This window comes from Glutamicibacter sp. NPDC055354, assembly GCF_053644955.1.
The window spans coordinates 144,143-168,953 of the sequence record NZ_JBSHMB010000001.1 but is presented as its reverse complement, the minus strand read 5'-3'; the positions used below and the strand labels follow the sequence as shown (position 1 = coordinate 168,953).

The following is a 24,811-nucleotide window of genomic DNA, read 5'->3' as shown; positions in this document are numbered from 1 at the left end:
TGTGGCCCGGAAGAGTTCCTCCCGGCCCCAGCGCCCACCGTTGTGCCTGGTGGCAGGTGTTCCTACTTCGAGATGGCCTTTTCGATATCCGAGGTCATCTGCTTCCAGCGCTTGGCTGGATCAGCCTTGCCGGTGATGATCTCGGCCTCGGCTACGCCCCAGAACTCCCATACGGCAGCCATTTCCGGGATGTTCGGCATCGGCACACCGTTGGCGCCAACCTCGCCGAAGGCAGCGATGGTTTCATCGGCCTTGGCCGCTTCGAATGCCGCGTTGTTTGCCGGCGGGCGGTTGCCTACCTCGTACAGTTCGGTCTGGACTTCTTCGGTGCCGATGTAGTTGGTCAGGAATTCGGTAGCGGCCAGCAGGTTCTCGGTCTTCGCGGAAACGAAGAAACCCTGCACGGCGACGAATGGCTGGGCCTTTTCTCCACCGGCCGATGGAATCGGGTCGATTTCCAGGTTGATCTCAGCTTCTTCCACTGCTTCCACGTTCCATGGACCGGTCAGGAAGAATGGCGAGTCGCCGGAGATGAACTTCTCCTTGGCAATGTCCCCGTCGAGGCTGGTCTTCAGGTTGCCTTCTTCGCCCTCTTCAGCCAGCCACTTGGCGAACTCGATGCCGCCCTCGTTGCCGATCTGCAGATCTGCCGGGTCATAGGCGCCCGTATCATCGGTGCCGAACACCGGTGCGCCGAAGGAGGTCTGGAACGGGTAGGCGTGGAATGGGTCGCCGACATCAGAGACCTGGACCAGGAACGGGAATTCAGTGCCGGCCTTCTCGCCGGCGGCAATCATGTCATCGAAGCTCGTCGGAGCTTCCTTGACCAAATCCGCATTGCGCAGCAGGGCCAGGTTCTCGGTGGCGTAGGGAACGCCGTAGGTGTTGCCCTCGTAGCTCATGGCGTTGACCGCGACGTCCTGGAATTCGCCGGCCTTGTCGCCCAGCTCAACTGGCTGCACGACACCGTTGTTGACCAGGTTGCCCAGCCAGTCGTGGGCGCCGATGGTGATATCCGGGCCCTTGCCGGTAGGAACCTGGCGCAGGAAGTCTTCCTGGATCTTGGAGAAGTCCTTGATCACCAGGTCCACCTTGACCCCGGACTGCTTCTCGAAGTCCGCCGCGGCCTCCTTCAGCACTGGTTCGCGGTTGGCATCCACCCATACGGTCAGTTCGCCGCCGGAGGCGGCTGCCGGGGAGGATTGCGCCGCTGCGGGGCTGGAAGAAGCTGCTGGCTCGCTGGTGCCAGACCCGCCGCAGGCGGTGAGCGAGAGTGCGGCAATGGCCGTCAGTGCTCCGCCGAGAAGCCAAGGGTGCTTATTCACCTTCATGGGATGTCCTTTCGTGACAACTGTGTCATCAGGGACCGGGTCGGCCGCGATTTCCGCTGAACCTGCCGGTCGGGTCTTTAGTGGTGCGAGTAACACATTGATTGTAAGCGTTTACAGCGTGGCACAGATCATGAAAATTGACAACAATGCCGATAAAATCAGTTTTATCGGCCGAGGCGCGAATTCTGACCTCACCATGGAACGAAGGCTTTGAAGCATAATTGCAAGCGTTTACAAACTCTGGTGAATCATTTATCGTTACCGTCATGACTTCAATTCGTTCAGCAGCTGATTCCCTTGTGCAATCCGAAGACTCGCAGTGGTGGCGCTCCTCGGTGATCTACCAGATCTACCCGCGCTCCTTCGCCGATTCCAATGGCGATGGGATGGGCGATCTGCGCGGCATTACCCAACGCCTGGAAAGCATCGCTCAGCTTTCGGTCGACGCGATTTGGCTGTCGCCATTCTTCACTTCCCCGCAGAAGGACGCCGGATACGACGTATCGGACTACTGCGATGTGGATCCGCTGTTTGGAACCCTGGAGGACTACGACGCGATGGTCGCCAAGGCCCACGCATTGGGCCTGCGCGTCATCATCGACCTGGTTCCGAACCACTGCTCGGACCAGCACCCGTGGTTCCAGGAAGCGCTCAAGGCGGCGCCCGGCTCCCCCGAACGCGACCGCTTCATCTTCAAGGACACCCCGGCAACCGGGCGCCCGAATAATTGGGATTCGGTCTTCGGCGGCCCCATGTGGACCGAAACCAGGAATCCTGATGGCAGCGCCGGCCAGTCCTACCTGCATATCTTCGACTCCTCGCAGCCGGACTTCAATTGGCACAACGAGGAAGTGCGCGCGATGTTCCGCGACGTCCTGCGCTTCTGGCTGGACCGGGGCACCGACGGCTTCCGCGTTGACGTGGCCCACGGGCTGATCAAGGCCGAGGGCTTGCCGGACTTCACCCCGGACCCATCCGGTGCCTCCATGGGCGGCACCGACGAACTGGCTCCGTGGTGGGGCCAGGATGGCGTGCATGAGATCTACCGCGACTGGCGCAAGGTCATGGACGAGTACGACGGCGAGCGCGTGCTGTGCGCCGAGGCTTGGGTCAATCCCCTGTCGCTGATGGCCAAGTGGGTGCGCGAGGACGAGATGCACCAGGCTTTCAACTTCCCTTACCTCTCCTGCGACTTCGATGCCCAGCAGATCCGCGAGACCATCGACCAGTCCCTGGAGGAGTTCGGCAAGGTCGGCGCCCCGAGCACCTGGGTGCTCTCCAACCATGACGTGGTGCGCCATGCGACCCGCTTGGCGCTGACCGATGAGAACCCGCAAGGCGAGGGCATCGGCCTGAACACCCCGAACCTGCCGGAGGCTGCCGTGGGATTGCGTCGCGCTCGTGCTTCCAGCGCGTTGATGCTGGCCCTGCCAGGTGGCGCCTACATCTACCAGGGCGAAGAGCTGGGCCTGCCAGAAGCCGTTGAACTGCCAGATGAGGCGCGCCAGGATCCTACCTGGTTGCGCACCAATGGCGAGCGCTACGGGCGTGACGGCTGCCGGGTGCCCTTGCCCTGGGAAAGCGGCAAGCCCGCTTTCGGCTTCAGCGCGACCGGTGAAAGCTGGCTGCCGCAGCCGGAAGGCTGGGATTCCTATGCCCGCGATGCGCAGGTCGATGACCAGTCTTCCACGCTGAACCTGTACCGCCGCCTGTTGCAGCTGCGCCAGGATCACGCACTGGGCACCGGCACCCTGGATTGGGTCGAAGGCACTGCGGATGATGTTCTGGCTTTCGCCAACGGCACTGTGCTGGTCGTGGCCAACTACGCTGCAACTGCACAGCCCTTGCCTGCCGGTGCGCAGGGCGCCACCGAACTGGTGCGCAGCCAAAGCGAGATTTCGGCGGAACCGGGAATGATTCCGGGCGAAACCACGCTCTGGTTCCAGTTGCCGTAGCCGGCCATCTGCTGACCGGATGCAGCCGCACCGGGTAATGTTGGGCAGGAGCCGTGGCCAGGGGAAGGAATTTCCCCTAGCCACGGCTGTGCCCATGAAGGAAGGAAGAGAAGTGGCCGGGATCAAAGACGTCGCACAAGCCGCTGGCGTATCCATTGCCACCGTCTCGCGCGCATTATCTGGCCGGGGTTCTGTCTCCGCGTCCGCGCAGGAGGCTGTGCAGCGCGCCGCCACTGAGCTGGGCTATGTGGTCTCATCTTCCGCGTCCGGGCTGGCCTCGGGACGCACCCGCAACATCGGCGTGCTCGTTCCGGTGATCAACCACTGGTTCTACGCTTGCGTGCTGGAAGGCATTTCCAGCCGCTTGATGGACGAGGGCTATGACACCACCCTCTATCAGCTGACCAAGGACCGCACCCAGCGCGAGAAGATCTTCTCCGATTTCCTGCTGCGCCAGCGCGTGGATGCGGTGATCGCGGTCAACGTCGAGTTGGCTGGGGACGAGGTCCAGGCGCTGCTGGCCATGGACAAGCCCCTGGTTGGCGTGGGAGGACCGCTTCCCGGTGTGCCGACCCTGCACGTGAATGACGAAGCGATTTCTGCCCTCGCGACCGGGCACCTCATCTCCCTGGGCCATGAACGCATTGGCTTCATCGGCGGCAACGCGGAAACCGATGTGGACTTCATGGTGCCCACCCACCGCCGCACCGGCTACGAGCGGGCGCTGGCCGAGGCTGGACTTGAACTGGATGAGTCGCTGTTCGCCAGCGCGGACTTCTCCATGGCCCAGGGCTACGCGGTGGCCAAGCAGCTGCTGGGCAACCCGGCATCCCGACCGACGGCAGTGTTCGCAGCCAGTGATGAAATGGCCATTGGCGCGATCCTGGCCGCCCGCGATCTCGGTTTGCAGCTGCCCCATGACCTGTCGGTCATCGGCGTGGACAATCACGACCTGGCCGAGCTCTTCGGCTTGACCACCGTCGAGCAGCGTCCGCATGAGCAGGGGCAGCTGGCGGTCGCCATGCTGCTGCGTGCTATCCGCGGCCAGGAACCGGCGCAAGCCCACGAGTTGGGTCATCGGCTGATCGTGCGCTCCTCCACCACCCGCCCCGCCCAGTAACCTGGCCAGGCAGTCGGGTCCCGCATGCCGGCGGCCTAGGCGCAAGGGATGGCGGTGGCCGGACGTCGGCCGTGCAGCAAACTGCCCGCTGCATCCGCCCACTGATCGGCAAACCACCGGTCGCCATACGCGCAAATGCCCGCGCAGGCCAGGATCGCTTGATCCGTTGCCTGCGCGGGCATGGTGCTGCCGCGAAACTAGTGCGCCACGCGCGAGTCGGCCTGTTCGCCCTCGATTTCTTCCACGTGCAGGTTGCGTCCACGAGTCTCGCCCACCCAGAGCACCGCTGCCACAGAAATGATGGTCAGCACCATGATGTAGATGGCAATCGAGATCGAAGAACCTGTGGTCTCCAGCAGGATCTGCGCCACGGTGGCCGCGAAGGCACCGCCCAGAATAGCGCCAATGGCGTAGCCAATGGAGATGCCCGAGTAGCGGATCTGCGCCGGGAACATCTCCGCGTACATCGCCGACTGCGGGCCGTAGGACAAGCCCAGGCCAACGGTCAGCACGAAGATCGCAATGGTGTACAGCACGATGTTTCCGGTGTCGACCATCAGGAACATCGGGATCATCCAGATGAACACCAGCGCGTAGCCGATCACGAAGGTATTGCGGCGCCCGATCTTGTCCGAGAGCCAGCCGCCGACCAGGGTGAAGATCAGCCAGCCCACCGAACCGATGGTGGTAGCCAGGAGGATCGGCGCCACCGGCATCTCGAGGACCTTGGTGGTGTAGGAAATGAAGAACGCGATCACCAGGTAACCGGCGGCGTTGTTCGAAATGAAGATCAGCGCTGCCTGCAGGACCTGCTTGGAATGGCTGGTCATCAGCTCGCGCAGCGGGGTGTGCTCGGAAGCCTTGCGCTGGGCGAGCTGCTTGAAGACCGGGGATTCCTCGACCGCACGGCGGATCATGTAGCCCACGAAGATCAGCGCAATGGAGAGCAGGAACGGAATGCGCCAGCCCCATGCGGCGAACTCTTCCGGGCTCATCGCAACGCGCAGGATGTAGAGCAGGCCGGTAGCCAGGATCATGCCGATGGGCACGCCGATCTGCGGGTAGGCGCCGAAGTAGCCGCGGCGATCCTTTGGTGCGTGCTCTACCGCCATCAAGGCCGCACCGCCCCATTCGCCACCGGCCGAGAAGCCCTGGACCACGCGCAGGAGCACCAGCAGGATTGGCGCGGCCACGCCGATGGACGCGTAGGTTGGCAATAGGCCAATGGCCGCGGTGGCAACGCCCATGAGGATCAGGGTGAGCACCAGGATGCGCTTGCGTCCGTAGCGGTCGCCCAGGTGGCCGGCAACCACTGCGCCCAGGGGACGGAAGAAGAAGGAGATGCCAATCATTGCGAAGGAAAGGATCTGCGCGACACCCGGATTCGACTGCCCCAGGGGCTCGAGGAACAACGGGGTCAGCAGGGTCGCGGTGAGCTGGGCGAAAATGAAGAAGTCGTACCACTCAATGGTGGTGCCCACCAGGGTGCCGGCAAGAACCCGGCGCTCCTCCTGGGTGCGAGTGACAGTCGATGACATGAGTTGGCCTTTTTGCGAGTTGTTTACCGACCGTTCGGACGGTTTATGTCGCACACCATCATATGCCCACAGTGAAGCAGATCACAAGATCTATCCAAATCGTGACCAGCTACAGCCAGGCACCCTCTCCCGCACTGGGCCGGGAATTCGGTGTTCTAATAGAGAACGACTAAAATCGGATATAGATCACCGACCGCTTGGTCCCCAGATTCACTACGAAGGCCCTCGACGACGTTCCAGCAGCGCCGCACGCCAGATTGAAGAACAATGCCTACCTCCCAGACGCTTTCGCGTGGAATCCGCGTCCTTGAAATCGTCGCCAATTCCCCGGTCAATCTTTCCATCGCGGAAATCGCCGCGAAACTGGAAGTCCACCGCTCCATTGCCTACCGCATCATCCGCACCCTGGAGCAGCATCACCTGCTCAACCGCGATGAGGCCGGGCATATCCGTTCCGCTTCCGGCTTGGCCGTGCTCGCCCGCTCGGTCCAGCGCGACCTGCAGGCGGCCGCCACCCCGGAACTCACCGCGCTGGCCAACGAGCTGTCGATGACTGCTTTCGTGGCCGTCTGGGAACACGACCTGTGCACCACCTTGCAGTCGGTCTCCCCGTTGAACTCCCAGCGCGCGATCGTCCACCGCCCGGGCTCGGTGCACGGCATGGATGTGGGAGCAGCCGGCATCGCGATCCAGTCGCGCTATGCCAAGGCCGAGTGGGATGCCCTGGACACGGGCATTGAGTACCGCGAAGCTGCCGTCGCGGCCCGGGTTGACGGCTATGCCACCAGCGAGAATGAAGTCATCCAGGGCGTGACCTCCATTGCCGTTCCGATCCAGCATTCCGGGCAAACCCCGGCGGCCTTGGCCGTCGTCTTCGCCGCCAGCACGGTCGGCGGGTACGAACGCATGATCGAGGAACTCAAGCACGCAGCAGCGCGCATCAGCGAAAAGCTCGCGCACTAGCAATTCCCGGCGGGGAAAGAGGCATCCCGCTGCCTTTCGCCTGCTGGGCGAGGTGCAACGGGATGCTTCTTATCCAGTTTTGCTGGGCGCCGGTCTCGTGCGCAGAGTTCTTGCCCTAGCGGACGCGGGCCAGCGACGGGGACTTCGCGACAACGATCTTCATCGTCACAGCGGCCAGGAAGATCACCAGTGCGCCACCGGTGGAGACCCAGAAAGCGCCGAGGTAGCCCAGGGTCTCGGCGAAGACGCCGGCCAAGCCGTTTCCGATCGCGGTTCCCACAACAATGCCGGCAGAGAGCATGGTCATCACGGTGGACAGGCGCTGCGGCGGAGCTACTTCGCCGCCCAGGGTCATGACCGTGACGATCACCGGCCCTACCGCAAATCCTGCGATGAACAGGGCAACCAGCATCAGCGGGACATTGCCGGCCACGTGCAGCCCGAAGCTGAGTACGGTCAATGCTGCGCCGCACAGGATCCAGCGGTTGATCTGCTTGAAGGCTTGTGGCCAAGCAGCCACGGAAATCGCGGCAATCGCGCTGGAGAACCCCATGGCGCCATAGAGCAGGCCGCCGGAGTTGGAATCGCCCTGCGCCCCGGCAAAGGCCAGGGTACCGGCCGCCGAGGAACCGAAGACCGTGCCCAGCGCCATCATGCCCAGGACCAGGGCACCGATCGCGGCAACCTGCGCGCCGCTGATCGAGACCTTGGGAGTGTGCTCGGCGGTTCTCGCCGGCTTCACCGCATTGCCGGTACGGTGCGAAGCGAACACCGGCACCAGCACCAGGGTCAGCAGGGCGGCAAGGTAAAGCGGCAGCACCGGATCCACCAGGGATGCCAGCAGGCCCACGGCAACCGGGCCGAAGACGAAGCCCAGTTCATCGAACATGGACTCCAGGCTCAATGCCGCCGAAAGGACCTTGTGGTTCTTCTTCTGCTGGCGGGTGATCGCAATCCAGCGGACGCGGGACATCGGGCCGACCTGCGGGCCGGTAGCACCGGTGGCCAGGCACATGATCGAGAGCAAGGCCGCGGACATGTCCGGTCCCGAATCGGCAAACAGCGTCAGGGCAACCAGCAGGATGGTGTGGATGACCGCGACCGTGGTCAATACCGGGCGCTGGCCCACCCGGTCAGCCAGATAGCCGATGCTCGGACCGCCAATGGCGGACCCCAGGCCAACCATGGCCGCGGCCAAGCCGCCCATGGCATATGAGCCGGTGGTAGCAGTTACCAGGGTCATGGACCCGATGGTGAGCATCGCCAGCGGGAGGCGTGCAAGGAAAGTAAGCGGCAGGAAGGGTGCTCCCACCAAAGGAACTAACGCGGAGTATCCGGACATCTTCTCGGATTCCTCACTGTTTTCCTTCGACAAAGTAGGCTGAGTCAACAAAACTCCATGACGAAGCGTGCGTCGTCCCACACCCCCCGACGCACAAAATTTCCCAGGCATGCCTGATGGCACTACTTTCAAGATAGCTACTGCCCTGGGGCAAGTCCAATCTATCCAGCCAAGATCACAGTGCCATCGCGTTCAATGGTGGAACCGTGCTGGGTCTTGCTGACCGAAATCCGATTGGTGATGCGCTGCTTCATTTCTGCCACGTGGGAGACCAAGCCGATGGTGCGGCCCCCGGCACGCAAGTTTTCCAGCGCCTGCATGACTTCTTCCAGCGTCTCGGCATCCAGCGAACCGAAGCCTTCATCGACGAAGAGCGTCTGCATGTCCACTGCCCCGGAATGGTGCGAAATGACATCCGCCAGGCCCAGTGCCAGGGCCAGCGAGGCCATGAAGGTCTCGCCTCCGGAGAGCGTCTGGGTCTCCCGGCGCTTCCCGGTCCACGAATCGAGCACCTGCAGCCCCAACCCGGACTTCGAATTGCCCTGCTTGGAATCATCATGGTGCAGCGAGTAGCGGCCGCCGGACATCATGCCCAGGCGCTGCGTTGCGGCGATTGCCACTTCCTCCAGCCGGGCAGCGAGCACATAGGTGCTCAGCGTCATCTTGTAGAGGTTCTCTCCCCCGCCACGAATCACTTCAGCCAATCCGCGCAGCCGGCGGTAGGCTTCGATGACCGGGCCTGCCTCGGTCCGCTGGCGTTCAAGATCAGTGGCTGCTTGCTCGTGGCGAGCGAGCTGGGTCTGCGCCAGCACTTCTTGTTCCCGCGCCGCTTCGAAGCGTTCTTCGGCAAGGGAAGAGCGCAGCTTCGCTTCGGCAATCCCTTCTTCGCTTGGCCCTTCAAGGCCCTGCGCGGATAATTCCTGGGCCTTGCGGCAGTCCTGCGACGCTTCAAGCGTGGCAATGGCACTGGCCAGATCGGCATCGGCACGCTGCAGCTGGCGCAGGCGCTCGCGTTCGGCGCTGTCCAGCAAGGCGGCCTCGAAGGCAGCCGGATTCTCGAAACCGGCGGCCGTGCGCTGGCTATTCCAGTTGGCCTCGGCCTTCTCCAGCGCCTCGCTAGCCTCAAGGAAACGGCGCAGGTTCTGCACCGCGCTGGCCAAGCCCTGGGACGTGGCGGACAGCTGCGCCACAAGTTCGGCCAGGTTCTCCCGGCCTTGGCGCAGCTGCTCCAGCTTGGCATCGAGTTCTGCCAGCTGGGTTTGCAGGGACTGCGCCCGCTGCTTCGCGGTGGCGTGCTCGAGTACTGCCTGGGATGCCCGCGCGTTCTGCTGCTCGGTACGCTGGCGCACCGCATCCAGCTTTGCCACGCGGGCAGCGATTTCTCCTTGCTGCTTCTGCTCCCGTTCCAGTCCGGCCCGCGCCGTGGCAAGCTCCGCCCGCAGGTCCGCGACCGGGGCATCGCCGGCAGCTTCCTGCGCGGCCTGGAACTTGGCCACCAGGGTGTCGCGCGCCTGCGCGGCCCGTTGCCCGGCAGCTCTTGCCACAGCCACCGCGGTTTCCAGCGTCTGGATCTGCTCATCGTCGATCAGCGGCGCATCGGCATCCGCCCGGGCCGGGGCGGGATGCTCTTGCGCACCGCAGACCAGGCACGGTTGCCCGTCTTCCAGCGCGGCAGCCAATCGCAAAGCGCTCTGGGCCAGCTGCTCGGTACGCAGGTCAAGCAAGGTATTGGCTACGCCTACAATCTCCAGCTCTTGTGCGCTGGACTGCTCCCGTGCGGCCAGCGCCTGCTTCTCCAGGGCGTCGCGCTCGGTGGCATGCTGGATCCTGGTCTCCAGCCCCTTCACCTGTTCCTTGGCCTGCTGGACCTTGCCGCCGGCGGCTACCTGGTCGAGGTCCGCGGCTTCCAGCGCAGCACGTTCGGCCTTGAGCAAGGCAACTTCGGCTTCGGCCTGGGCACGGGTCTCTTCCTGCGCAGCGGCCAGTTCGGCGGCTTTGCGTGCCTGGCCGGCCAGGACGTCGCGGCGCTTTTCATCGTCCAGGCCCGCCTTGGCCACCGCTAGTTCTTCGGCCGCTTGCTGCGCCGGCAGGCGCAGCTGCTCCAGACCGGCAGCGTCGGCACTGGGGTCCAGTCCCTGTTCGGTTTCAAGCCACAGCTTGCTGTCCAGCCAGGTGCCCTTGGCCTGCTCCTGGGCAACGGATGCCTCCTGGAGCTGGGCCTGGTAGGCACGCACCGCGCCTGCCTTGGCATCGCTGTCCAAGCGCGCGGCAGCCGCTGCGGCCGCTTCATGGTTCTGGGCATAGCCGGCCTGCATGCCGCGCAGCTCGGCCAGGCGCGCGAAGATCCGGCGGCGTTCCTCCAGGGCCTGCGCCTGCTCGCGGGTGCGGGTCATCTCGGTGCGCAGTTTGGCCGCTTCTAGGGTCGAGTCCCGGTGAACCGCCGCGATCCGGCGGTGATAGCCGGCGAACTGCTCGGCACTGCTCAGGTCCCCCGCAGCGGCCTGTCCAGCGCCTTCGCCGTCGGTTTCGGCGTTCGCTTCTCCGCCGGCCTCAGCGGACTCATCGATGGCTTCGCGGCCGGCGAGGAACGCCCGGGCAGCGGAATGGATGCCCTCTTCACTGGCGCTCAGGCGTGCTTCCAGGCTCTCGGTTTTCTTGCGCTCTTCGGCCAGCCGGGCGGCGAATTCATCCTCGATCCGCGCATAGCCGCTGGTATCGAAGAGATTCGCCAGGAGATCTTCGCGGTCCTTGGCCTTGGCCCGCAGGAAGTCCGCAAAGCCGCCCTGCGGCAGCATGACTACCTTGGTGAACTGCTCGCGGTCCAGACCCAGCAGGCTGCCCAGGACGTGGCCCACCTCGTCGTTGCGGGTGGACAGTTCCTTCCAGCCCGAACCGGTGAACTCGCGCAGGAAGCTGGCGGCCTTCTGCTCGGTGGTCTTGTTCTTGCCGCGCTTGGACGGGCGCATCCAGGCCGGCGAACGGGTGACCTCGAAGCGCCGGTCGCCGATGGTCAGCTCGCAGACCACTTCCGGAGCCAAACCGGCCGGGGCATGATCCGAACGGATCTGCCGGCTGCCGGCACGGCTTCCGGGCAGCGCGCCGTACAGGGCGTAGCAGATCGCATCCAGGATGCTCGACTTGCCGGCACCGGTGGGGCCATCAAGCAGGAACAGCCCGCCTTCGGCCAGTTCATCGAAGTCGATCTCTTCGGTGCCTGCGAAGGGCCCGAACGCCTGGATCTGGAGTTTGTGGATTCTCACTGGCTGGCCTGTGCCTCTCGGGTGGCTTGGATGACGGCGCCGATGACTTCCCGTTCCAGTTCATCGGCCGCGCGTTCGCGGACATGTTCCATGAAGTCCCCCACCACTTGTTCGGTGCTGGCGGCCTTGGCCATGCGCTCGGCATAGCTCGCCGGCTTGGCATCCCCGCCGGCGTGATCGGGGGCGAAATTCAGCACCACAGTGTCGGGGAAACGGGTCCGAATCGTTGCCATCGCGTCGGCGGGGCGCTCGCTATCGGTCAGCGTGACCTGGCACCATGCATCGACGGCGGATTCCAGTTCCGGATCCGCCAGGAGCTCAGCGAGCTTGCCCTTGAGGATGGCCAATTTCTTCGGCACCGGAAGCAGGACTTCCTGCACGGACTCTATGCCCCGGGCGTTGGTGTCGATCAGCCATACGCCCTTGCGCTGCGTTGCCTCGGAGAAGGAGTATGCCAGCGGAGAGCCCGAATAGCGCACGTGCTCCTTGACCTTCTGCCGTCCATGCAGGTGCCCCAGCGCCGAGTAGTCGAAGCGCTCGAAAAGCTCTGCCGGAACCACGTCGAGGTTGCCGGTGCTCAGCTCGCGTTCGGAGTCGCTGCCGTAGCCGCCGGCGGCGAACAGGTGGGCCATCGCGATGGAAACTACCGGTTTTTCCCCTGCCCGCAGTTGCGCAAGATCTTCATCGATCTGCGATATGGCTGCACGCACGACCGCTTCGTGGCTGGCCTTGGCCACGCCCAGGCGTTCCATCACCATGCGCGGTTCCAGGTACGGGATGCCGTAGATGGCTACCTGGTGGTCGCCGGCCTCGCGGATGACCGGCAGCAGCATGCGTTGGAGGTCGGCGATGATGTGCACCCCGGCGCTGTCCAGGAGCTCTGCGCCGAAGCCCAGACGGGAGGCCGAGTCGTGGTTGCCGCTGGTGACCACGACGGCGGCCCCGGTGGCGCGCAGCTCGCGCAGCACCCAGTTGCACAACTGGACGGCATCCACATGCGGCAGCGCGCGGTCGTAGATGTCACCGGAAATCAGCACCGCATCAACCTGCTGATTAATCGTGATATCGATGATTTCCTGCAGCACTGCGCGCTGCGCTTCGATCAGGGAGGCCCCGTGGAAGGTCCGTCCCAAATGCCAGTCCGAGGTGTGAAGCAATCGCATGTGTCCAACCTTATGCAATGCCGCGGACAACTTGGACATTAGAATGGTGATGTGAATGAAACCGGTGAAACTGCACTCCTGCCAGAGAACTACTCAGACAAGGTGTTTGCGATCCTCCTCGGCCTAGCCGATGGCGCAACCCACGCCCGTGACGAAATTGACCCCGGGGCCACCGAAATCCTCCCGCTCTACCTGGCCGACGGCCTGCTGGAAGCGCTGGAATGGGCCAACGACGGTGTCGCCAGCGACGAAGCGGCCTGCATGTGGCTTGCGGCCCTGCGCGGCTACAGCAAGATCGCCGGCTCCTTCCCGGAACGCGCCCCGCAACCGCTGGGCCGCTGGATCGACAAGGAATTCGCCAACGTCGAGATCTTCGAGAAGATCCTGGACGGCGATCCGCAGAACCTCGCCGGCCTGGACAGCCCCGACATGGGACAGCCAGGGCGTCCCACCGGCGCTGGCGCCGACTCCACCGGCGTGCTTCCGCGTGCCGCGATTGCCGCGCTGCTGGCTCGGGTCCCTGTGGGCACCACCGAGACCCTGGCCCGTTCGGCCGCCTTCCTGACCCACGACGACCAGGCGGCCAAGACCGCCATTGCCGCGGCGAAGATCATCCGCTCGGCCATGGAACGCTCCGAGGCCGCCACCGGCGAATGGGCCGAGCTGCTCGTTGGCCTGCAGGGCCCGTCGGCCGATGCGCTGCGCGAGGTGGCCACCAGGATCGCCGAGAACATCTCGCTGTCCCCCGAAGAGGCCTACGCGGCGTACTTCGGCGAGCATGCCGCCGAGCAAGACGCGGAATCGGACATCGAGGCCGCCCCGGCGGCAACCGCCGAAGAAGAAGCCAGCCGAGATCCCGAGGTCGACGCCTACGCTGTAGCGCTGCTGGCTGCCATCTACGGCACCGAAGCCGTCGGCGAGCGCCCCGCGAGCGCACTGGATGACATCATCTCCGAGCTGCATGACCGCTGGATGGCACTGCTGGTCTAGGAACCGCGCCCAGAAAAAAATGGCAGAAGCCCGGCCGGCACAGATTCGATCTGTGCCGGCCGGGCTTCTGCGGTTTGCTAGGCGGTCAGCCCGAACCCGCCAACCATCTGCATGAACTCGCCTTCGGAGATGATGCTGACCCGCTGGCCCTTTTCGCGCAGCCGGAGTACGTGCTTGGCCTTGTTGGTCAGCCGCCCGTTGGCCAGATCCTCCGGGACGAAGCCGTCTCCGACGACCAGCGCCGTGGTGGCGCGGGTGACCCGCGAGGCGGTCTGCGCGCCGTGTTCGGCGGCCAGTTCCTTGGCCTTGGGGCGCGGCATGGACAGGTTGCCGGTGAACACCATGATCTGGCCGAACAGCGGATGGCTGGGATCCGCGTTGTCGCTCGGCTTCGGGTTCGGCCCTTCCTGCGGCCAGTTGTTGAAGGAATCCTGCGGCGGCAACGGGTTGCCAGCAGCCAGCCAGCCCTGGGCGTCGCGGGTGGCGCGGGACAGTTCGTGGCCTGGCTGCCACGGCTGGGTCAGGCTCAGCCGGACGCCATAGTGGTCTGCCGTCTCCAACACGGACTGCTGTCCGCTGCGCCCGGCGATATCGATCATTGCCCAGGCACAGGCCACAGCGTCAGCCAGAGCCTCGTGGTGGTTTTCGATAGGGTGCCCGGCTTCTTCGGCAACGAACGGCAGCGAGTAGCTGGGCAGATCATAGGCCTTGCGGGAGAGCTTGACGGTGCACAGGTGCGCAATTTCCGGTACCGGCAGTTCGCCGGCTTCGCACGCCGCGCGGATCACTCCGGAATCGAACGAAGAATTGTGGGCCACCAGCACGTCGGATCCGATGAATTCCAGCAGTTCCGGAATCCTGTCGGTCACCCGTGGCGCGGCGCTCACCATGTCGGGGGTGATGTGATGGATCGAGACGTTGCGCGGGTCGAAGTGGTCGAAGCCTGCCGGCGGCTGCATGAGCCACTGTTCGGTTTCGACGATTTGCCCGGAGCGTACCTTGACCAGGCCCACCGAACAGGCGGAACCAATAAAACCGTTTGCTGTCTCAAAATCTACTGCTGTGAAGTCCAATGCCACGCCCAATAGCTTACTCGCTTAATCGCTGGCACCGGCATGCGTGACATTCGCGCACCGCGGACCGCGCGGTGACCGCCGGGCGATAACGTGCCAATAATTCGCTGCAACCCGATTTTGACCTGTATCGATCAAGTTATCGGCGGCCTGGCTGGCTTGGGCGCAAGGCAGGGCATCTCACAATCATCAGCCGGCCGCATTGAGCGAGTCGAACCCTGCACGCAGGGAACTCAGCGCCCGAACAGCTCCTCGTAATGCTCGCTGAGCGCCGGATAGTAATCGGCCTCGAAGTCCACGCTGTCGGCATCGGCTCCGTTCACCACGGCTGCCAGGCGGTCCAGGTAGTAGTCCCAGCCCGGCCCGACGGAGCCGGCGAGCTGCGGGTCAAGGCCCGGCATCCGGAAGACCAGGGAACTGCCCTCGCCGCAGGACTGCACCGCGAGCTCCAGCCGCCAGGCCGAGGGGCCTGTTCCAAGTTGCACCTGCAGGTGGTGCATGCGCGGATCGCAACGCAGGATTTCGACTCGTTCGGTGGGTGAACCGTCCTCGAGCAGCATCACCACGTCCACCGCGCCGCGCTCCGGGTCCCCGTGCCATGGGCCATACCAGAGCGCCAAGCACTGGGAGTCTGCCAGATAGCGCCAGATCCTGCTCGGGGATTGGGTGAACTCGCGGCGCAATTCCAGCGCTCCGTCTGCGGTTCGAATTCCGGTCGGCGAGGCGCTCATGATTTCTCTCCTGGGTTGCTCCCCTGCCGCCGCGGCACGGGCGGCTCCAGCGCCTTCACCGGCAGTCATTGAAGAATAGCAAATCGCGGTCCCGGGCCGCTGGGCGCCTTCTTGCAAAAGCAGGCACCGGTTCCCTTCCCCCAAGGGGAAAGGGAACCGGTGCCCTTATGTTCTGCATTTCCGACCCGGGCTAGGCGGTTGCCTTGCGCAAGGTGAGATAGGATCCTCCTGCCATCAGCAGGGCCACCAGGCCGCCCCATAGCGTGATCCCCGCGGCGGTCCAGGTCAAGGCCCAGCTCCAGAACTGGTCCCAGTAATTGCCGAAGGTGAACAGGGCGATGATTCCCAGCACGACCACACCCAGCAGGGTGAAGAAAACCACCATGCCCGTGGTGCGCCACCTCATGTAGATGGTCGCTATCAGGAAGCCGACCATGAACAGCAGCACCATCAGCACGAAGTAGAACAGGATCTGGACCAGCCAGTTGTTATCCGCAATCCATTGCAGGGCGAAGAACTGGCCGCCCATGCCCCAACCACCGGTGGCGACTTCCAGCAATCCAATCAGGTAGTAGAACACCGACAGAACCAGTGCGCAGACGGAGAACAGTGCCACGGTTCCCAGATAGAAGGTACGCCGCGAAATGCTCATGGCCATGGAGAACGGGAAGGTCAGCGTCAGCGCCTGGATACCCAGGGCCAGGAAATACCACATCGGCGCTTGGGCGCCGCCGCTGTACAGCCCTTCGTCGCTGCCGTTGCGCCGGACCAGCCACCAGATGGCCAGTGTGAAGAGGAAGGATGCGCACAGGATCATCAGCGGGATTCCGATGAAAGTGGCTTTGTTGATCAGTTGCATGCGGGCGACTTTGATGATGCGGTTCATTTTCTTGCCTCCGTCCGTTCGTCGATCCCTGTTTCGGTGGTGCTGCTCAAGGCGCTGCGGACTACCAGTTGCTGCAGCGACACCGGACTCAGGTCCAGGCCCATGAGCTTCGCTTGTTCGCGCTGCTCCGAATCCAGCTTGGCCTTGATGGTGACGCTGGCCAGGGCGCCGAGTGCATCACGATGGATTATCTGCGCGGAGCCGATGAATTCCTGGACCTTGGCGTCCTCGCCAGTTACCGTTACCGCGGTGCCGCGCAGCTCTTCGGCATCCGAGTCGATGACAATTCGCCCCTTGTCGATCACGATGACGTGTTCGAGCAGGTTGGCGACTTCATCGATCAGGTGGCTGGAGAGCACGATGGTGCGTGGATATTCCGCGAAGTCTTCGACGAGGCGGTCATAGAAGATCTGCCGCGCTACCGCGTCCAGGCCGAGGTAGGGTTCATCGAAGAACGTGATGTCAGCCCGCGAGGCCATGCCGATGATCACGCCCACCGCGGACAGCTGCCCGCGGGAGAGCTTCTTGATCCTGCGCCTGGTCGGCAGTGCGAACGCCTCGACGAGATCCTGGGCCAGTTCCTCATCCCAGTTCTCGAAGAACAGGGCTGCGGATTTGAAGGCCTGGTGGACCTTGAAGTCATCGGGGTACTTCTGGGATTCGCGGATGAAGCAGATGCGCGAGAGCGTCGGATCATGCTCGAAGGGGGCGTGGCCGAAGATTTCGGCGGTGCCTTGGTCCGCATAGTTCTGCCCGGTCAGGATGGACATGAGCGTGGTCTTGCCGGCCCCGTTTCGTCCAAGCAGCCCGTAGATACGGTCGGGTTCCAGTTCCAGGCTGACGTTGTCGAGCGCTCGCACGTCCTTGTAGGTCTTGCTCAGCTCGCGTGTGGCGATTGCTGTCGTTCGTGGCATGTCATTCCTCCCTGCCTAGTAGAGATGTTTCAAGAATCCGAACCGGTCTTGATCATGGCGACCAGCTCATCCAGGCCAATGCCCAGCTTGGAGGCTTCTGCGGTCAATGGGGTGATGAATTGCTGTTGGAATTTCTCGCGGCGCTGTTCTCGCAGCCGCCGCGGTGCACCTTCAGTGACGAACATGCCGATCCCCCGCTTCTTGTAGAGCAGTCCGTCTTCCACGAGCCGGTTGATTCCCTTGGCTGCTGTGGCCGGATTGATCCGGTAGAACGCTGCGAATTCATTGGTTGATGGAACTTGCGCTTCTTCTGCAAGAACACCAGAGATGATGTCGTTCTCAATCAGCTCAGCAATCTGCAAGAAGATCGGTTTTGAATCATCAATCATGCTGGCTCCTCTCCGTGCTCATTTCCACTAGGTTAGCTAGTGGGTTAGTTACTCATGTAACTAACCATAGAACCTAGTTCGGTTCTGTGCAATAGCGGGGCGGCAAAATATCCACGGAAAAACCGGTACCCCAAACTGTCCGCCTTGCTATCTATGCTGGGAACTGTCGACGGGGCTGCCCGGAACGGGCACCGGCGATGGTGCGTTCACCGTGGTGAGAACGGAAATGGAGCTGCAGACCGAGACAACGCATGGCGCAACCCGAAACCGGGAAGGGCTGGCGATGGCTACGAATAATTTGCAGTATCTGGCCCAGGAAAATAGTGATCGCACGCTGGGCAATGACCGCAATCCACGGATTGCAGGCCTTTATGGGAGGGACCATGCAAGAACTTTTCAATCGCCTTGAGGCTCCGGATCCGCTTCTCGGAGCATTGGATCGCCAGATCCTGCTCGGGCTGTACAAGGTGATTTTCCCCGAATCCACCGGTGAAGAAATGGCCCGCGCTACCCGGCGCGAGCTGATCGCCAGAATCCAGGACTCGCGCGCTGGCACCATGCAGCGTCCCGGCCGCAATATCCTGGACTACCCCTTGCGCCGCCCGAACCAAGCGGCATTGAATCGCGCACTGCTCACCGGCACGAAGGGCCAGCCGGTATATTGGTGCCGCCAGGCAAATGCACTGGCTTCCGCGGCGGCCCTGGGGCAGGAGAACGAGTCATTCCGCTGGAATTTGGAGGAACCCCTGCGGGCAGGCGATCTCGTCCTGACGGCATTGGAGGGCACTCCAGCGTTGATGGCAAGCCTTGAAATCACCGAAGCCGATGAGGCGGAGCGGCTCACCTTCACCAATTTGGCGACCTTCACCGACCCGATCTCCGTGGCTGAGCTCGAGTCCATGATCGGCGCAGAACTTCCAGGACGCTCGCAGTATTTGGCAGATTCCCTTGCCCAGAAGCTTCTGGGCAGCATCGGGGATCTTCTCGAACTCCCCCGCCCGATATTCGTCACCGCCGGACCTTGCACTCCCTCGCAGCCTGCGAAGGCCAATGAGGTGCTGGGCGTTGTGGCCATCCTCCAGAAGGCTTCACCGTATGAACCGCTTGCTTGCGAAATCTGCGATCGGGATATTTCTGCCAGGCCCGAGGTCCACCTGCCGCAGAGCCATCACAACGGCCTGCGTTGGGAGATCCAGGACCATGCCGATGAGGTGGTGCTGCTTTGCCGTGGCTGCCACGACATGGCCCACCAGCCAACTCTGGAACAGCTCCGGAAGTTCGCGAAGCCTGCCTGCCCGGAATGCGGGGAACGCAATCCGCTGAAGATCATCTGGGGAATGCCAAGCTTCATGCCCGATGACGACGAGTACGTCACCGCTGGCTGCATGATGCCTGTGGGGCCTCCCGCACAGTGGCAGTGCCGCGCATGCGAAACCCAATACCTGGTGACCGAGTTCGACGAGCGGCCCTATCTGGCCCTGGCACGGTTCGGCGAGAACTTCCCGCACTAGCGCAAGAACGCCAGCAAATCCGTTTCAGGATTTGCTGGCGTTCTCGTTCTATCCGGGATTTGGAGGCTACTTGGCCAAGGCCTTGGTGACCTCGTCGATGATGCTGGGCAGCAACGCGGCGAAGGCGCGAGCCCGGTGCGAGATCGCGTTCTTCTCCTCCGGAGTGTGCTGGGCCATGGACTTGCCGGCGCCGGCAGGTTCGAAGATCGGATCATAGCCGAAACCATGCTCGCCGGCACGCTCGGTGCGCAGCACGCCCTCGACCTTGCCCAGTTCCACGTGCTCGGCACCCTCTGGGGTAGCCAGTGCCGCGGCGCAGACGAACTGCGCTGCGCGGTGCTCGGCTGCAATATCGCCGAGCTGGCCGAGCAGCAGATCGATATTCGCTTCGTCATTGCCGTGCACCCCGGACCAGCGCGCCGAGAAGATTCCCGGCGCTCCCCCGAGCACATCCACGCTCAAACCGGAATCATCGGCCAGCGCCACCAGGCCGGTGGATGCCGAGATCTCGCGGGCCTTTTTCAGCGCATTGCCCTGGAAGGTGACCTGGTCTTCAACCGGGTCGGCAGCCCCTGCGGTGGCGGCGTCGATGACCTGGCTGTCAACATCCAGGCCCGGAACCTGCCCGCGCAGCAATTCGCGCAATTCGCGCAGCTTGCCCTGGTTGCGCGAGGCAAGCACCAGTACCGGCTTGCTCATTTGGTGCTGCTCAGGGTTTCACGCTGGATCTCGGCCAGCTCGTTGGTACCGCCAAGGGCCAGGTCCAGCAGGGCATCCAGCTCCTCGCGCTTGAATGGAACCCCTTCGGCGGTGCCCTGGACCTCGACGAAGTCGCCGGATCCGGTGACCACGACGTTCATGTCGGTCTCGGCGCGAACATCTTCCTCGTAGGGCAGGTCCAGCATCGGGGTGCCATCGATGATGCCCACCGAGATCGCGGCGACCGAGTCGGTGAGCACCTTGGCGTTGGCCTTCACGATGCCCTGCGAACGGGCCCAGGAAATTGCTTCTGCCAGTGCCACGTAGGCACCGGTGATGGCGGCAGTGCGGGTGCCGCCGTCGGCCTGCAGGACGTCGCAGTCCAGCACGATGGTGTTTTCGCCCAGGGCCTTGGTGTCCACGACGGCACGCAGCGAGCGGCCGATCAGGCGGGAAATCTCATGGGTGCGGCCCGAGAGCTTGCCCCGGACCGATTCGCGGGAGTTGCGGGTGTTGGTAGCACGTGGGAGCATCGCGTATTCAGCGGTGACCCAGCCGGTGCCTTCGCCCTTGAGCCAGCGTGGCACGCCCTCGGTGAAGGACGCGGTGCACAGCACGCGGGTGTTGCCGAATTCGATCAGCGCCGAGCCTTCGGCCTGAGCGGACCAGCCACGGGTGATGGTAATGTCTCGAAGTTGCGCGGCTCCTCGGCCGTCAGCGCGTAAAGTCATGCTTCCATCCTAACCACGCGCACCGCGCGATCTGTACGGGTGAACCCGCGAGTTACGGTGAAATGCACCTCGTGGCGCATCCTTGGCAGCTACTGCGGATGCACCACAACGCAGCATCGCCCGGGACGCGGGCTCAACTCGGCCCGGCTGCAATCCAACTGGCACCCCTCCAAGACGCCTGAAACCAGTTCATAGTTCATGGAGCAGACCAGTTCGGTCTGCTGCTGCGCGACCAGATGGAAGGGGCAGTTCCCCATGGAGATCTCTCCTCGCTCGTCTGCTTCAGGCGCATAGCCCAGCTCGTCCAGCAGCGGCACGAGCCCGCCACTGCCCTGCCCCAGCATCTGCCCTTCGCCTCGTGCCGCCTGACGCAGCGCCTGGAGCACGACCCCCGAGGCATCGGCACTGGCCGCGTTGGCCAGCAAGCTGCCCAAGAGGCGGTAATTGCGCGCTGGCAAGCTCACGGCGACTTCTTCTTGGGCGAGCGCGTAAAGTTTCGCGGTGCGCCCGGCCCCCGGTCCGTTTTTGCCCTCCGGCCGTGCGAAAGTCACCGCCAGCAATCCTGCGCTTGCCAGCCGGTCCAGATGGTAGGCGGCCAGGGTCCGGCTGATTCCTGCGGCCTTGGATGCCGCGTCGCGTCCCGCCGGTTGCGGGCTTTGCGAAATGAATTCGAATAGTCGCCGCCGAACCGGATCGTTGAGCGATTTGAGGACCGCATCTTGTTGCAAGCTCAGTTTTGTCGACATGCCAGAATTCTACCAACAATGGATCTTGACAAATAGGCCCGAGAGGCGAATTCTGGGTATACGTTCAAACCTTTGGAGGGTGATCGCCATGAGCGCCTCATGGAGCGAGAAGCATCCGGTCTCGCACATACGGGCAACAACAGCTGCATGAGTCAACACCGACCCGTCGTTGAGCGCATTCTGGATCCTGCGCATTGGATTTGTCGTCCTTCCCCTGCTGATGGGACTGGACAAGTTCGCGAACGTGATGACCTACTGGCCGGAATACCTGGCCCCGTGGATCATTGACATCATGCCGTTTTCCGCGCAAACCGCCATGCATTTCGTTGGCGTGGTGGAACTGGTTGCCGCCGCATCGATGATCATCAAGCCGCGCTACGCGAGCTATGTGCTGTCACTGTGGCTGCTGGGCATCATCGTCAATCTGGTCTCGATGGGCGTCTTCCTCGATGTCGTCCTGCGCGACGTGGGACTGCTGGTCGCCGCATTGGCCCTGACCCGACTGGCCAGCAAATTCGACAAGCCATGGGGCGCCAAGCACGGCGCCGGCTAGGCTTCTCCCGGGAAAGCGAAAAGCACCGGCGGAGAGGATATTTCTTCCTGTCCGCCGGTGCTTTTCTCCGGTTCCGTGTGCCTACTTCTTGCGTTTGAGCAAGGGGAACTTGCGGGTCTTCTCGTACGTGATGGTCGGCATGGTGCCGGTACGGGTCTTCAGGTAGTCGGTACCGCGCTCCCCCTTGAACAGGGCCGGGTCCTTGTCTTCCTTCAGGCTGCCGGAGTACACGCCGTAAGTCACCCCGGAAACGGCAACAGCGATCCCGCCGTCGTAGGTTTCCTTGGCTTCCTCGACCACCTTGTTGATGTCGGTCCAGACCGGAATGTGCGTCAGCAGCATGCGCTCGGCACCGGCCGCGGTCGCCATTTCGCCAGCACGCTTGCCGGTCAGGTGCACGCCGTCGATATGGTCATCGCGGCCCTCTTCGAAGGCCGCTTCGCACAGGAACATGTCCGCGCCGCGGGCGGCCTCAACCAGGCCATCGCAGCTGTCGGTATCCCCCGAATAGGTCAGCACGCTGGTCAGCAGCTCGCCGTCGGGGCCCGGCTCATGCGCTTCCACGCGCAGCGCATAGGCTTCCTTGATCGGGTGGCGCACCGGGTAGGGAGTGATGGTGAAGGGACCGATGTTCACCGGCTGCAAGGATTTCCAGACCTGGAAGTCGTAGTCCTTGGCCATGGTGTCGCCATCGGGCAGGGAGTAGGCCGTTTCAATGCGTTCGGCGGTATCTTCCGGACCGTGCACCAGCATCCGGTCCCGGCCCCAGCCCGTCGGGTCCCAGCGAATCGCCACATGCAAACCGCAAAGGTCCATGCAGTGATCGGGATGCAGATGGGAAATCATGATCCCGTCAATGTCTTTTAGATCGGTGTAACGCTGAAGCACGCCCAACGCGCCGGAGCCCAGATCCAGCAGGATCTTCCAGTCGCGCGTGCCATCAAAGGCCGACACCAGGTAGCAGGAAGCGGGCGATCCCGGCCCTGGGAATGACCCGGTGCATCCAATGATGGTCAGCTTCATTCGTTACTCGCTTTCGACGCGGCAATCATCTGCGGGGTAATCCGCGAAATAGCTCCGGTCGGATAGTGGGCGGCTACATGGTCCACGTGGCGCACCTGCAGCACCTCGGGTCCGAGGAATCGGCGAGCCAGTACACCAAAGCTATCAGCGTTGCCTGTGGCTAGGAACTCATGACGCGCCGCGGCGCCGTCGTTGCGCACCAGGGCATGGCGGGTCAACGCCCGGAAAACGTCCTTTGCCGTTTCCTCGGCACTCGAAACCAAGCTGACCGAGTCGCCCATGACATAGGAGATCACGCCGGTCAGCAACGGATAGTGCGTGCATCCCAGAACCAGGGTGTCTACATCGGCGGCCTGCAGCGGCGCCAGGTATTCCTGCGCGATCTCCAGCAGCTCGGCACCGGCGGTAATGCCGGACTCCACGAACTCCACGAAGCGCGGGCAGGCCACGGTGGAGACCTGCAAGTTCGGCGCGGCCGCAAAGGCGTCCTCGTAGGCGCGTGAACCAACAGTCGCCTGGGTGCCGATGATGCCGATCTTGCCATTCTTCGTGCCGGCTACCGCACGGCGCACCGCCGGCTGGATGACCTCGACGACCGGAATGCCATAGCGCGCGGTATAGCGCTCGCGAGCATCGCGCAACACCGCGGCAGAGGCCGAATTGCAGGCAATCACCAGCAGCTTCACGCCACCATCGACCAGCTCATCCATCACCCCCAGCGCATTGGCCCGAACCTGGGCAATGGGCAACGGGCCATAGGGAGAGTTGGCGGTATCCCCCACATAGATCAGCGATTCGCCCGGCAGCTGGTCAATGATCGCGCGGGCCACGGTCAGTCCGCCAACGCCCGAGTCGAAAATGCCGATGGGGGTATTGGCCTCCGGGGCCGAGACCTGCCCGGTAGCAAAGTAGGAATTCATGGATTAGAACTCCGCATCCATCAGTGCAGCCATCAGGGTATCGAGTACCCATGAAATCAGGTTGTACACCAAGGACATGTATTCTTCCGGAGTGTTCACCTCGGATGCATCGAGCACCTCTGCGACCCGGGCTGAATCCTCTTCACTGCGGATTTCCAGGCGCTCTGCGAGCACCAGGCGCACGTCGTTCAGCGCTTGGGCAAAACGCGTCGCGGTGTCCTTGTCCAAGACCAGCTTTTCGGTGTCCAGCAGCATCTGGGCCTCGCGCAGGCGGCCAACCTTTTGCGCGATCAGGTCGGCTTCGGTCAGCCGGCGATGCTCGGCGGCGGCCACTGCGTCATCGCTGGCATCCGGCAGCAGCCTGGCCAGCGCAGGATCAGAAACCGGCGGCAGGTCCATGGACTCGGGCCGCATCCCGGTCAGGGCGTAAAGCGGATCAACATCTTCGGGCAGCTGGTGCAGCTGCGCGCGCTCCTCGAGCATTCCAATGACATCGCCGAAGAGTTCGCGGATCAGTTTTCGTTCTGCGGAGTGCAGCGTTCCGGTAATGCCCTTGGAACCGTTCTTGAAGGCCTTCGCCACGTTCAGGCTCCCTGGGTCATCGTTGCGTTCAGGCCGAACCCGTGCATTGCCTGCACATCGGATTCGATAGCTTCGCGGCTGCCGCTGCGCACCGTGCAGAAGCCGTCATGGTGCACCTGCAGCATGAGCTTCTCGGCTTTTTCCGCGCTGAAACCAAAGTAGGAACGGAACACGTAGGATACGTAGCTCATCAAGTTCACTGGATCATTCCACACGACCAAGCGCCAGGGCTTGTCTTGGGATACCAGGGTTTCAAATTCGGAAAGTACATCGGGCATTGCGGTCATGGCTTCCATTTTACGCTTGGAAGCTGAACGCAACACCGGACACGGCAAATATCACCTTGAGCGTGAGCCGTTATACAGTAAAACCGGTCTGCTTTCCCAAGCAG

General features: G+C 63.2%; 22 protein-coding genes and 1 pseudogene. 6 read left to right on the top strand and 17 right to left on the bottom strand.

Translation table 11 applies throughout. The annotated features are described in order from the left end of the window. Positions 1 to 62: 62 nt before the first annotated feature. Positions 63 to 1,331 carry a sugar ABC transporter substrate-binding protein gene (locus ACWICV_RS00815; protein WP_454090923.1) on the bottom strand — a complete coding sequence of 423 codons (1,269 nt, stop codon included), beginning with the start codon at positions 1,329 to 1,331 and terminating at the stop codon, positions 63 to 65. Between the two features lie 266 nt (positions 1,332 to 1,597). Here ACWICV_RS00815 and ACWICV_RS00810 point away from each other — a divergent pair, with 266 nt between their 5' ends. Both ACWICV_RS00810 and ACWICV_RS00805 read left to right on the top strand, forming a co-directional pair. Beyond that, positions 1,598 to 3,286: a glycoside hydrolase family 13 protein gene (locus tag ACWICV_RS00810; RefSeq protein ID WP_454090924.1), complete on the top strand. Its 1,689-nt coding sequence runs from the start codon at positions 1,598 to 1,600 to the stop codon at positions 3,284 to 3,286. Positions 3,287 to 3,398: 112 nt separating this feature from the next. Next, the gene (locus tag ACWICV_RS00805) at positions 3,399 to 4,406 is read left to right on the top strand and encodes a LacI family DNA-binding transcriptional regulator (protein ID WP_105658460.1); all 1,008 of its coding nucleotides are present in this window, start codon (positions 3,399 to 3,401) and stop codon (positions 4,404 to 4,406) included. A gap of 197 nt (positions 4,407 to 4,603) precedes the next feature. Here the strand turns inward: ACWICV_RS00805 and ACWICV_RS00800 are convergent, their stop codons facing one another. Then, a complete protein-coding gene (locus ACWICV_RS00800) occupies positions 4,604 to 5,944 on the bottom strand; it encodes an MFS transporter (protein ID WP_105658444.1) in 1,341 nt (446 codons plus the stop codon). A gap of 267 nt (positions 5,945 to 6,211) precedes the next feature. On the opposite strand from ACWICV_RS00800, the gene ACWICV_RS00795 reads away from it, so the two are divergent. Further along, on the top strand, positions 6,212 to 6,907 hold the full coding sequence (locus ACWICV_RS00795; protein WP_133834432.1) for an IclR family transcriptional regulator: 696 nt from the start codon (positions 6,212 to 6,214) through the stop codon (positions 6,905 to 6,907). 115 nt (positions 6,908 to 7,022) lie between these two features. On the opposite strand, the gene ACWICV_RS00790 is transcribed toward ACWICV_RS00795, so the two are convergent. The 3 genes from ACWICV_RS00790 to ACWICV_RS00780 all read right to left on the bottom strand — a co-directional run bounded on the left by ACWICV_RS00790 (position 7,023) and on the right by ACWICV_RS00780 (position 12,672). Further along, positions 7,023 to 8,297, bottom strand: a complete 1,275-nt coding sequence (locus ACWICV_RS00790; protein WP_454090925.1) for an MFS transporter — start codon at positions 8,295 to 8,297, stop codon at positions 7,023 to 7,025. Positions 8,298 to 8,410: 113 nt separating this feature from the next. After that, entirely contained in the window at positions 8,411 to 11,509 is a 3,099-nt protein-coding gene (locus ACWICV_RS00785) for an AAA family ATPase (RefSeq protein WP_454090926.1), read from the bottom strand. After that, positions 11,506 to 12,672, bottom strand: coding sequence for an exonuclease SbcCD subunit D (locus ACWICV_RS00780; RefSeq protein WP_400290811.1), 1,167 nt, complete (start codon positions 12,670 to 12,672; stop codon positions 11,506 to 11,508). The genes ACWICV_RS00785 and ACWICV_RS00780 overlap by 4 nt, the downstream gene beginning before the upstream one ends. Before the next feature lie 51 nt (positions 12,673 to 12,723). On the opposite strand from ACWICV_RS00780, the gene ACWICV_RS00775 reads away from it, so the two are divergent. Continuing rightward, the gene (locus ACWICV_RS00775) at positions 12,724 to 13,662 is read left to right on the top strand and encodes a hypothetical protein (protein ID WP_105658439.1); all 939 of its coding nucleotides are present in this window, start codon (positions 12,724 to 12,726) and stop codon (positions 13,660 to 13,662) included. A gap of 77 nt (positions 13,663 to 13,739) precedes the next feature. On the opposite strand, the gene ACWICV_RS00770 is transcribed toward ACWICV_RS00775, so the two are convergent. The 5 genes from ACWICV_RS00770 to ACWICV_RS00750 form a co-directional block, all read right to left on the bottom strand. After that, the gene (locus ACWICV_RS00770) at positions 13,740 to 14,741 is read right to left on the bottom strand and encodes an exonuclease domain-containing protein (RefSeq protein ID WP_105658459.1); all 1,002 of its coding nucleotides are present in this window, start codon (positions 14,739 to 14,741) and stop codon (positions 13,740 to 13,742) included. A 227-nt stretch (positions 14,742 to 14,968) separates the two neighbouring features. Then, positions 14,969 to 15,466 (bottom strand): SRPBCC family protein, encoded by a 498-nt coding sequence (locus ACWICV_RS00765; protein ID WP_105658438.1) that lies wholly within the window; start codon positions 15,464 to 15,466, stop codon positions 14,969 to 14,971. Positions 15,467 to 15,656: 190 nt separating this feature from the next. Further along, the gene (locus ACWICV_RS00760) at positions 15,657 to 16,352 is read right to left on the bottom strand and encodes a hypothetical protein (RefSeq protein WP_400290805.1); all 696 of its coding nucleotides are present in this window, start codon (positions 16,350 to 16,352) and stop codon (positions 15,657 to 15,659) included. Then, positions 16,349 to 17,266 (bottom strand): ABC transporter ATP-binding protein, encoded by a 918-nt coding sequence (locus ACWICV_RS00755; RefSeq protein WP_105662601.1) that lies wholly within the window; start codon positions 17,264 to 17,266, stop codon positions 16,349 to 16,351. The genes ACWICV_RS00760 and ACWICV_RS00755 overlap by 4 nt, the downstream gene beginning before the upstream one ends. 29 nt (positions 17,267 to 17,295) lie before the next feature. Then, positions 17,296 to 17,655, bottom strand: a complete 360-nt coding sequence (locus ACWICV_RS00750; protein ID WP_181148913.1) for a GntR family transcriptional regulator — start codon at positions 17,653 to 17,655, stop codon at positions 17,296 to 17,298. A gap of 383 nt (positions 17,656 to 18,038) precedes the next feature. On the opposite strand from ACWICV_RS00750, the gene ACWICV_RS00745 reads away from it, so the two are divergent. Then, positions 18,039 to 19,166, top strand: a complete 1,128-nt coding sequence (locus ACWICV_RS00745; RefSeq protein WP_454090927.1) for an HNH endonuclease signature motif containing protein — start codon at positions 18,039 to 18,041, stop codon at positions 19,164 to 19,166. 66 nt (positions 19,167 to 19,232) lie between these two features. On the opposite strand, the gene rdgB is transcribed toward ACWICV_RS00745, so the two are convergent. The 3 genes from rdgB to ACWICV_RS00730 all read right to left on the bottom strand — a co-directional run bounded on the left by rdgB (position 19,233) and on the right by ACWICV_RS00730 (position 21,342). Next, positions 19,233 to 19,865, bottom strand: coding sequence for an RdgB/HAM1 family non-canonical purine NTP pyrophosphatase (rdgB, locus tag ACWICV_RS00740; protein WP_105658434.1), 633 nt, complete (start codon positions 19,863 to 19,865; stop codon positions 19,233 to 19,235). After that, complete coding sequence (rph, locus tag ACWICV_RS00735) at positions 19,862 to 20,596, bottom strand: ribonuclease PH (protein ID WP_105662598.1); 735 nt, start codon at positions 20,594 to 20,596, stop codon at positions 19,862 to 19,864. The genes rdgB and rph overlap by 4 nt, the downstream gene beginning before the upstream one ends. Positions 20,597 to 20,685: 89 nt before the next feature. After that, positions 20,686 to 21,342: a helix-turn-helix transcriptional regulator gene (locus tag ACWICV_RS00730; protein WP_454090928.1), complete on the bottom strand. Its 657-nt coding sequence runs from the start codon at positions 21,340 to 21,342 to the stop codon at positions 20,686 to 20,688. 169 nt (positions 21,343 to 21,511) lie between these two features. On the opposite strand from ACWICV_RS00730, the gene ACWICV_RS00725 reads away from it, so the two are divergent. Further along, a complete protein-coding gene (locus ACWICV_RS00725) occupies positions 21,512 to 21,895 on the top strand; it encodes a hypothetical protein (protein ID WP_454090929.1) in 384 nt (127 codons plus the stop codon). 228 nt (positions 21,896 to 22,123) lie between these two features. On the opposite strand, the pseudogene ACWICV_RS00720 reads toward ACWICV_RS00725, so the two are convergent. The 4 genes and pseudogenes from ACWICV_RS00720 to clpS all read right to left on the bottom strand — a co-directional run. Beyond that, positions 22,124 to 22,918: pseudogene (locus tag ACWICV_RS00720) on the bottom strand (MBL fold metallo-hydrolase); the annotation flags it as partial. Continuing rightward, positions 22,915 to 23,838, bottom strand: coding sequence for a glutamate racemase (gene murI, locus ACWICV_RS00715; protein ID WP_105662596.1), 924 nt, complete (start codon positions 23,836 to 23,838; stop codon positions 22,915 to 22,917). The gene murI and the pseudogene ACWICV_RS00720, both read right to left, overlap by 4 nt. 3 nt (positions 23,839 to 23,841) lie before the next feature. Further along, positions 23,842 to 24,420 carry a DUF2017 domain-containing protein gene (locus tag ACWICV_RS00710; protein WP_400290795.1) on the bottom strand — a complete coding sequence of 193 codons (579 nt, stop codon included), beginning with the start codon at positions 24,418 to 24,420 and terminating at the stop codon, positions 23,842 to 23,844. A gap of 2 nt (positions 24,421 to 24,422) precedes the next feature. Further along, entirely contained in the window at positions 24,423 to 24,707 is a 285-nt protein-coding gene (clpS, locus tag ACWICV_RS00705) for an ATP-dependent Clp protease adapter ClpS (protein ID WP_105658428.1), read from the bottom strand. Positions 24,708 to 24,811 lie beyond the last annotated feature (104 nt).

Excerpts from the sequence above, each read along its gene's own strand:
- ACWICV_RS00815 (WP_454090923.1), bottom strand. The coding sequence starts at position 1,331 with ATGAAGGTGAATAAGCACCCTTGGCTTCTCGGCGGAGCACTGACGGCC.
- murI (WP_105662596.1), bottom strand. The coding sequence starts at position 23,838 with ATGAATTCCTACTTTGCTACCGGGCAGGTCTCGGCCCCGGAGGCCAAT.
- rdgB (WP_105658434.1), bottom strand. The coding sequence starts at position 19,865 with ATGAGCAAGCCGGTACTGGTGCTTGCCTCGCGCAACCAGGGCAAGCTG.
- ACWICV_RS00730 (WP_454090928.1), bottom strand. The coding sequence starts at position 21,342 with ATGTCGACAAAACTGAGCTTGCAACAAGATGCGGTCCTCAAATCGCTC.
- ACWICV_RS00780 (WP_400290811.1), bottom strand. The coding sequence starts at position 12,672 with ATGCGATTGCTTCACACCTCGGACTGGCATTTGGGACGGACCTTCCAC.
- ACWICV_RS00765 (WP_105658438.1), bottom strand. The coding sequence starts at position 15,466 with ATGAGCGCCTCGCCGACCGGAATTCGAACCGCAGACGGAGCGCTGGAA.
- clpS (WP_105658428.1), bottom strand. The coding sequence starts at position 24,707 with ATGACCGCAATGCCCGATGTACTTTCCGAATTTGAAACCCTGGTATCC.
- rph (WP_105662598.1), bottom strand. The coding sequence starts at position 20,596 with ATGACTTTACGCGCTGACGGCCGAGGAGCCGCGCAACTTCGAGACATT.
- ACWICV_RS00745 (WP_454090927.1), top strand. The coding sequence starts at position 18,039 with ATGCAAGAACTTTTCAATCGCCTTGAGGCTCCGGATCCGCTTCTCGGA.
- ACWICV_RS00760 (WP_400290805.1), bottom strand. The coding sequence starts at position 16,352 with ATGAACCGCATCATCAAAGTCGCCCGCATGCAACTGATCAACAAAGCC.
- ACWICV_RS00750 (WP_181148913.1), bottom strand. The coding sequence starts at position 17,655 with ATGATTGATGATTCAAAACCGATCTTCTTGCAGATTGCTGAGCTGATT.
- ACWICV_RS00800 (WP_105658444.1), bottom strand. The coding sequence starts at position 5,944 with ATGTCATCGACTGTCACTCGCACCCAGGAGGAGCGCCGGGTTCTTGCC.
- ACWICV_RS00755 (WP_105662601.1), bottom strand. The coding sequence starts at position 17,266 with ATGCCACGAACGACAGCAATCGCCACACGCGAGCTGAGCAAGACCTAC.
- ACWICV_RS00795 (WP_133834432.1), top strand. The coding sequence starts at position 6,212 with ATGCCTACCTCCCAGACGCTTTCGCGTGGAATCCGCGTCCTTGAAATC.
- ACWICV_RS00810 (WP_454090924.1), top strand. The coding sequence starts at position 1,598 with ATGACTTCAATTCGTTCAGCAGCTGATTCCCTTGTGCAATCCGAAGAC.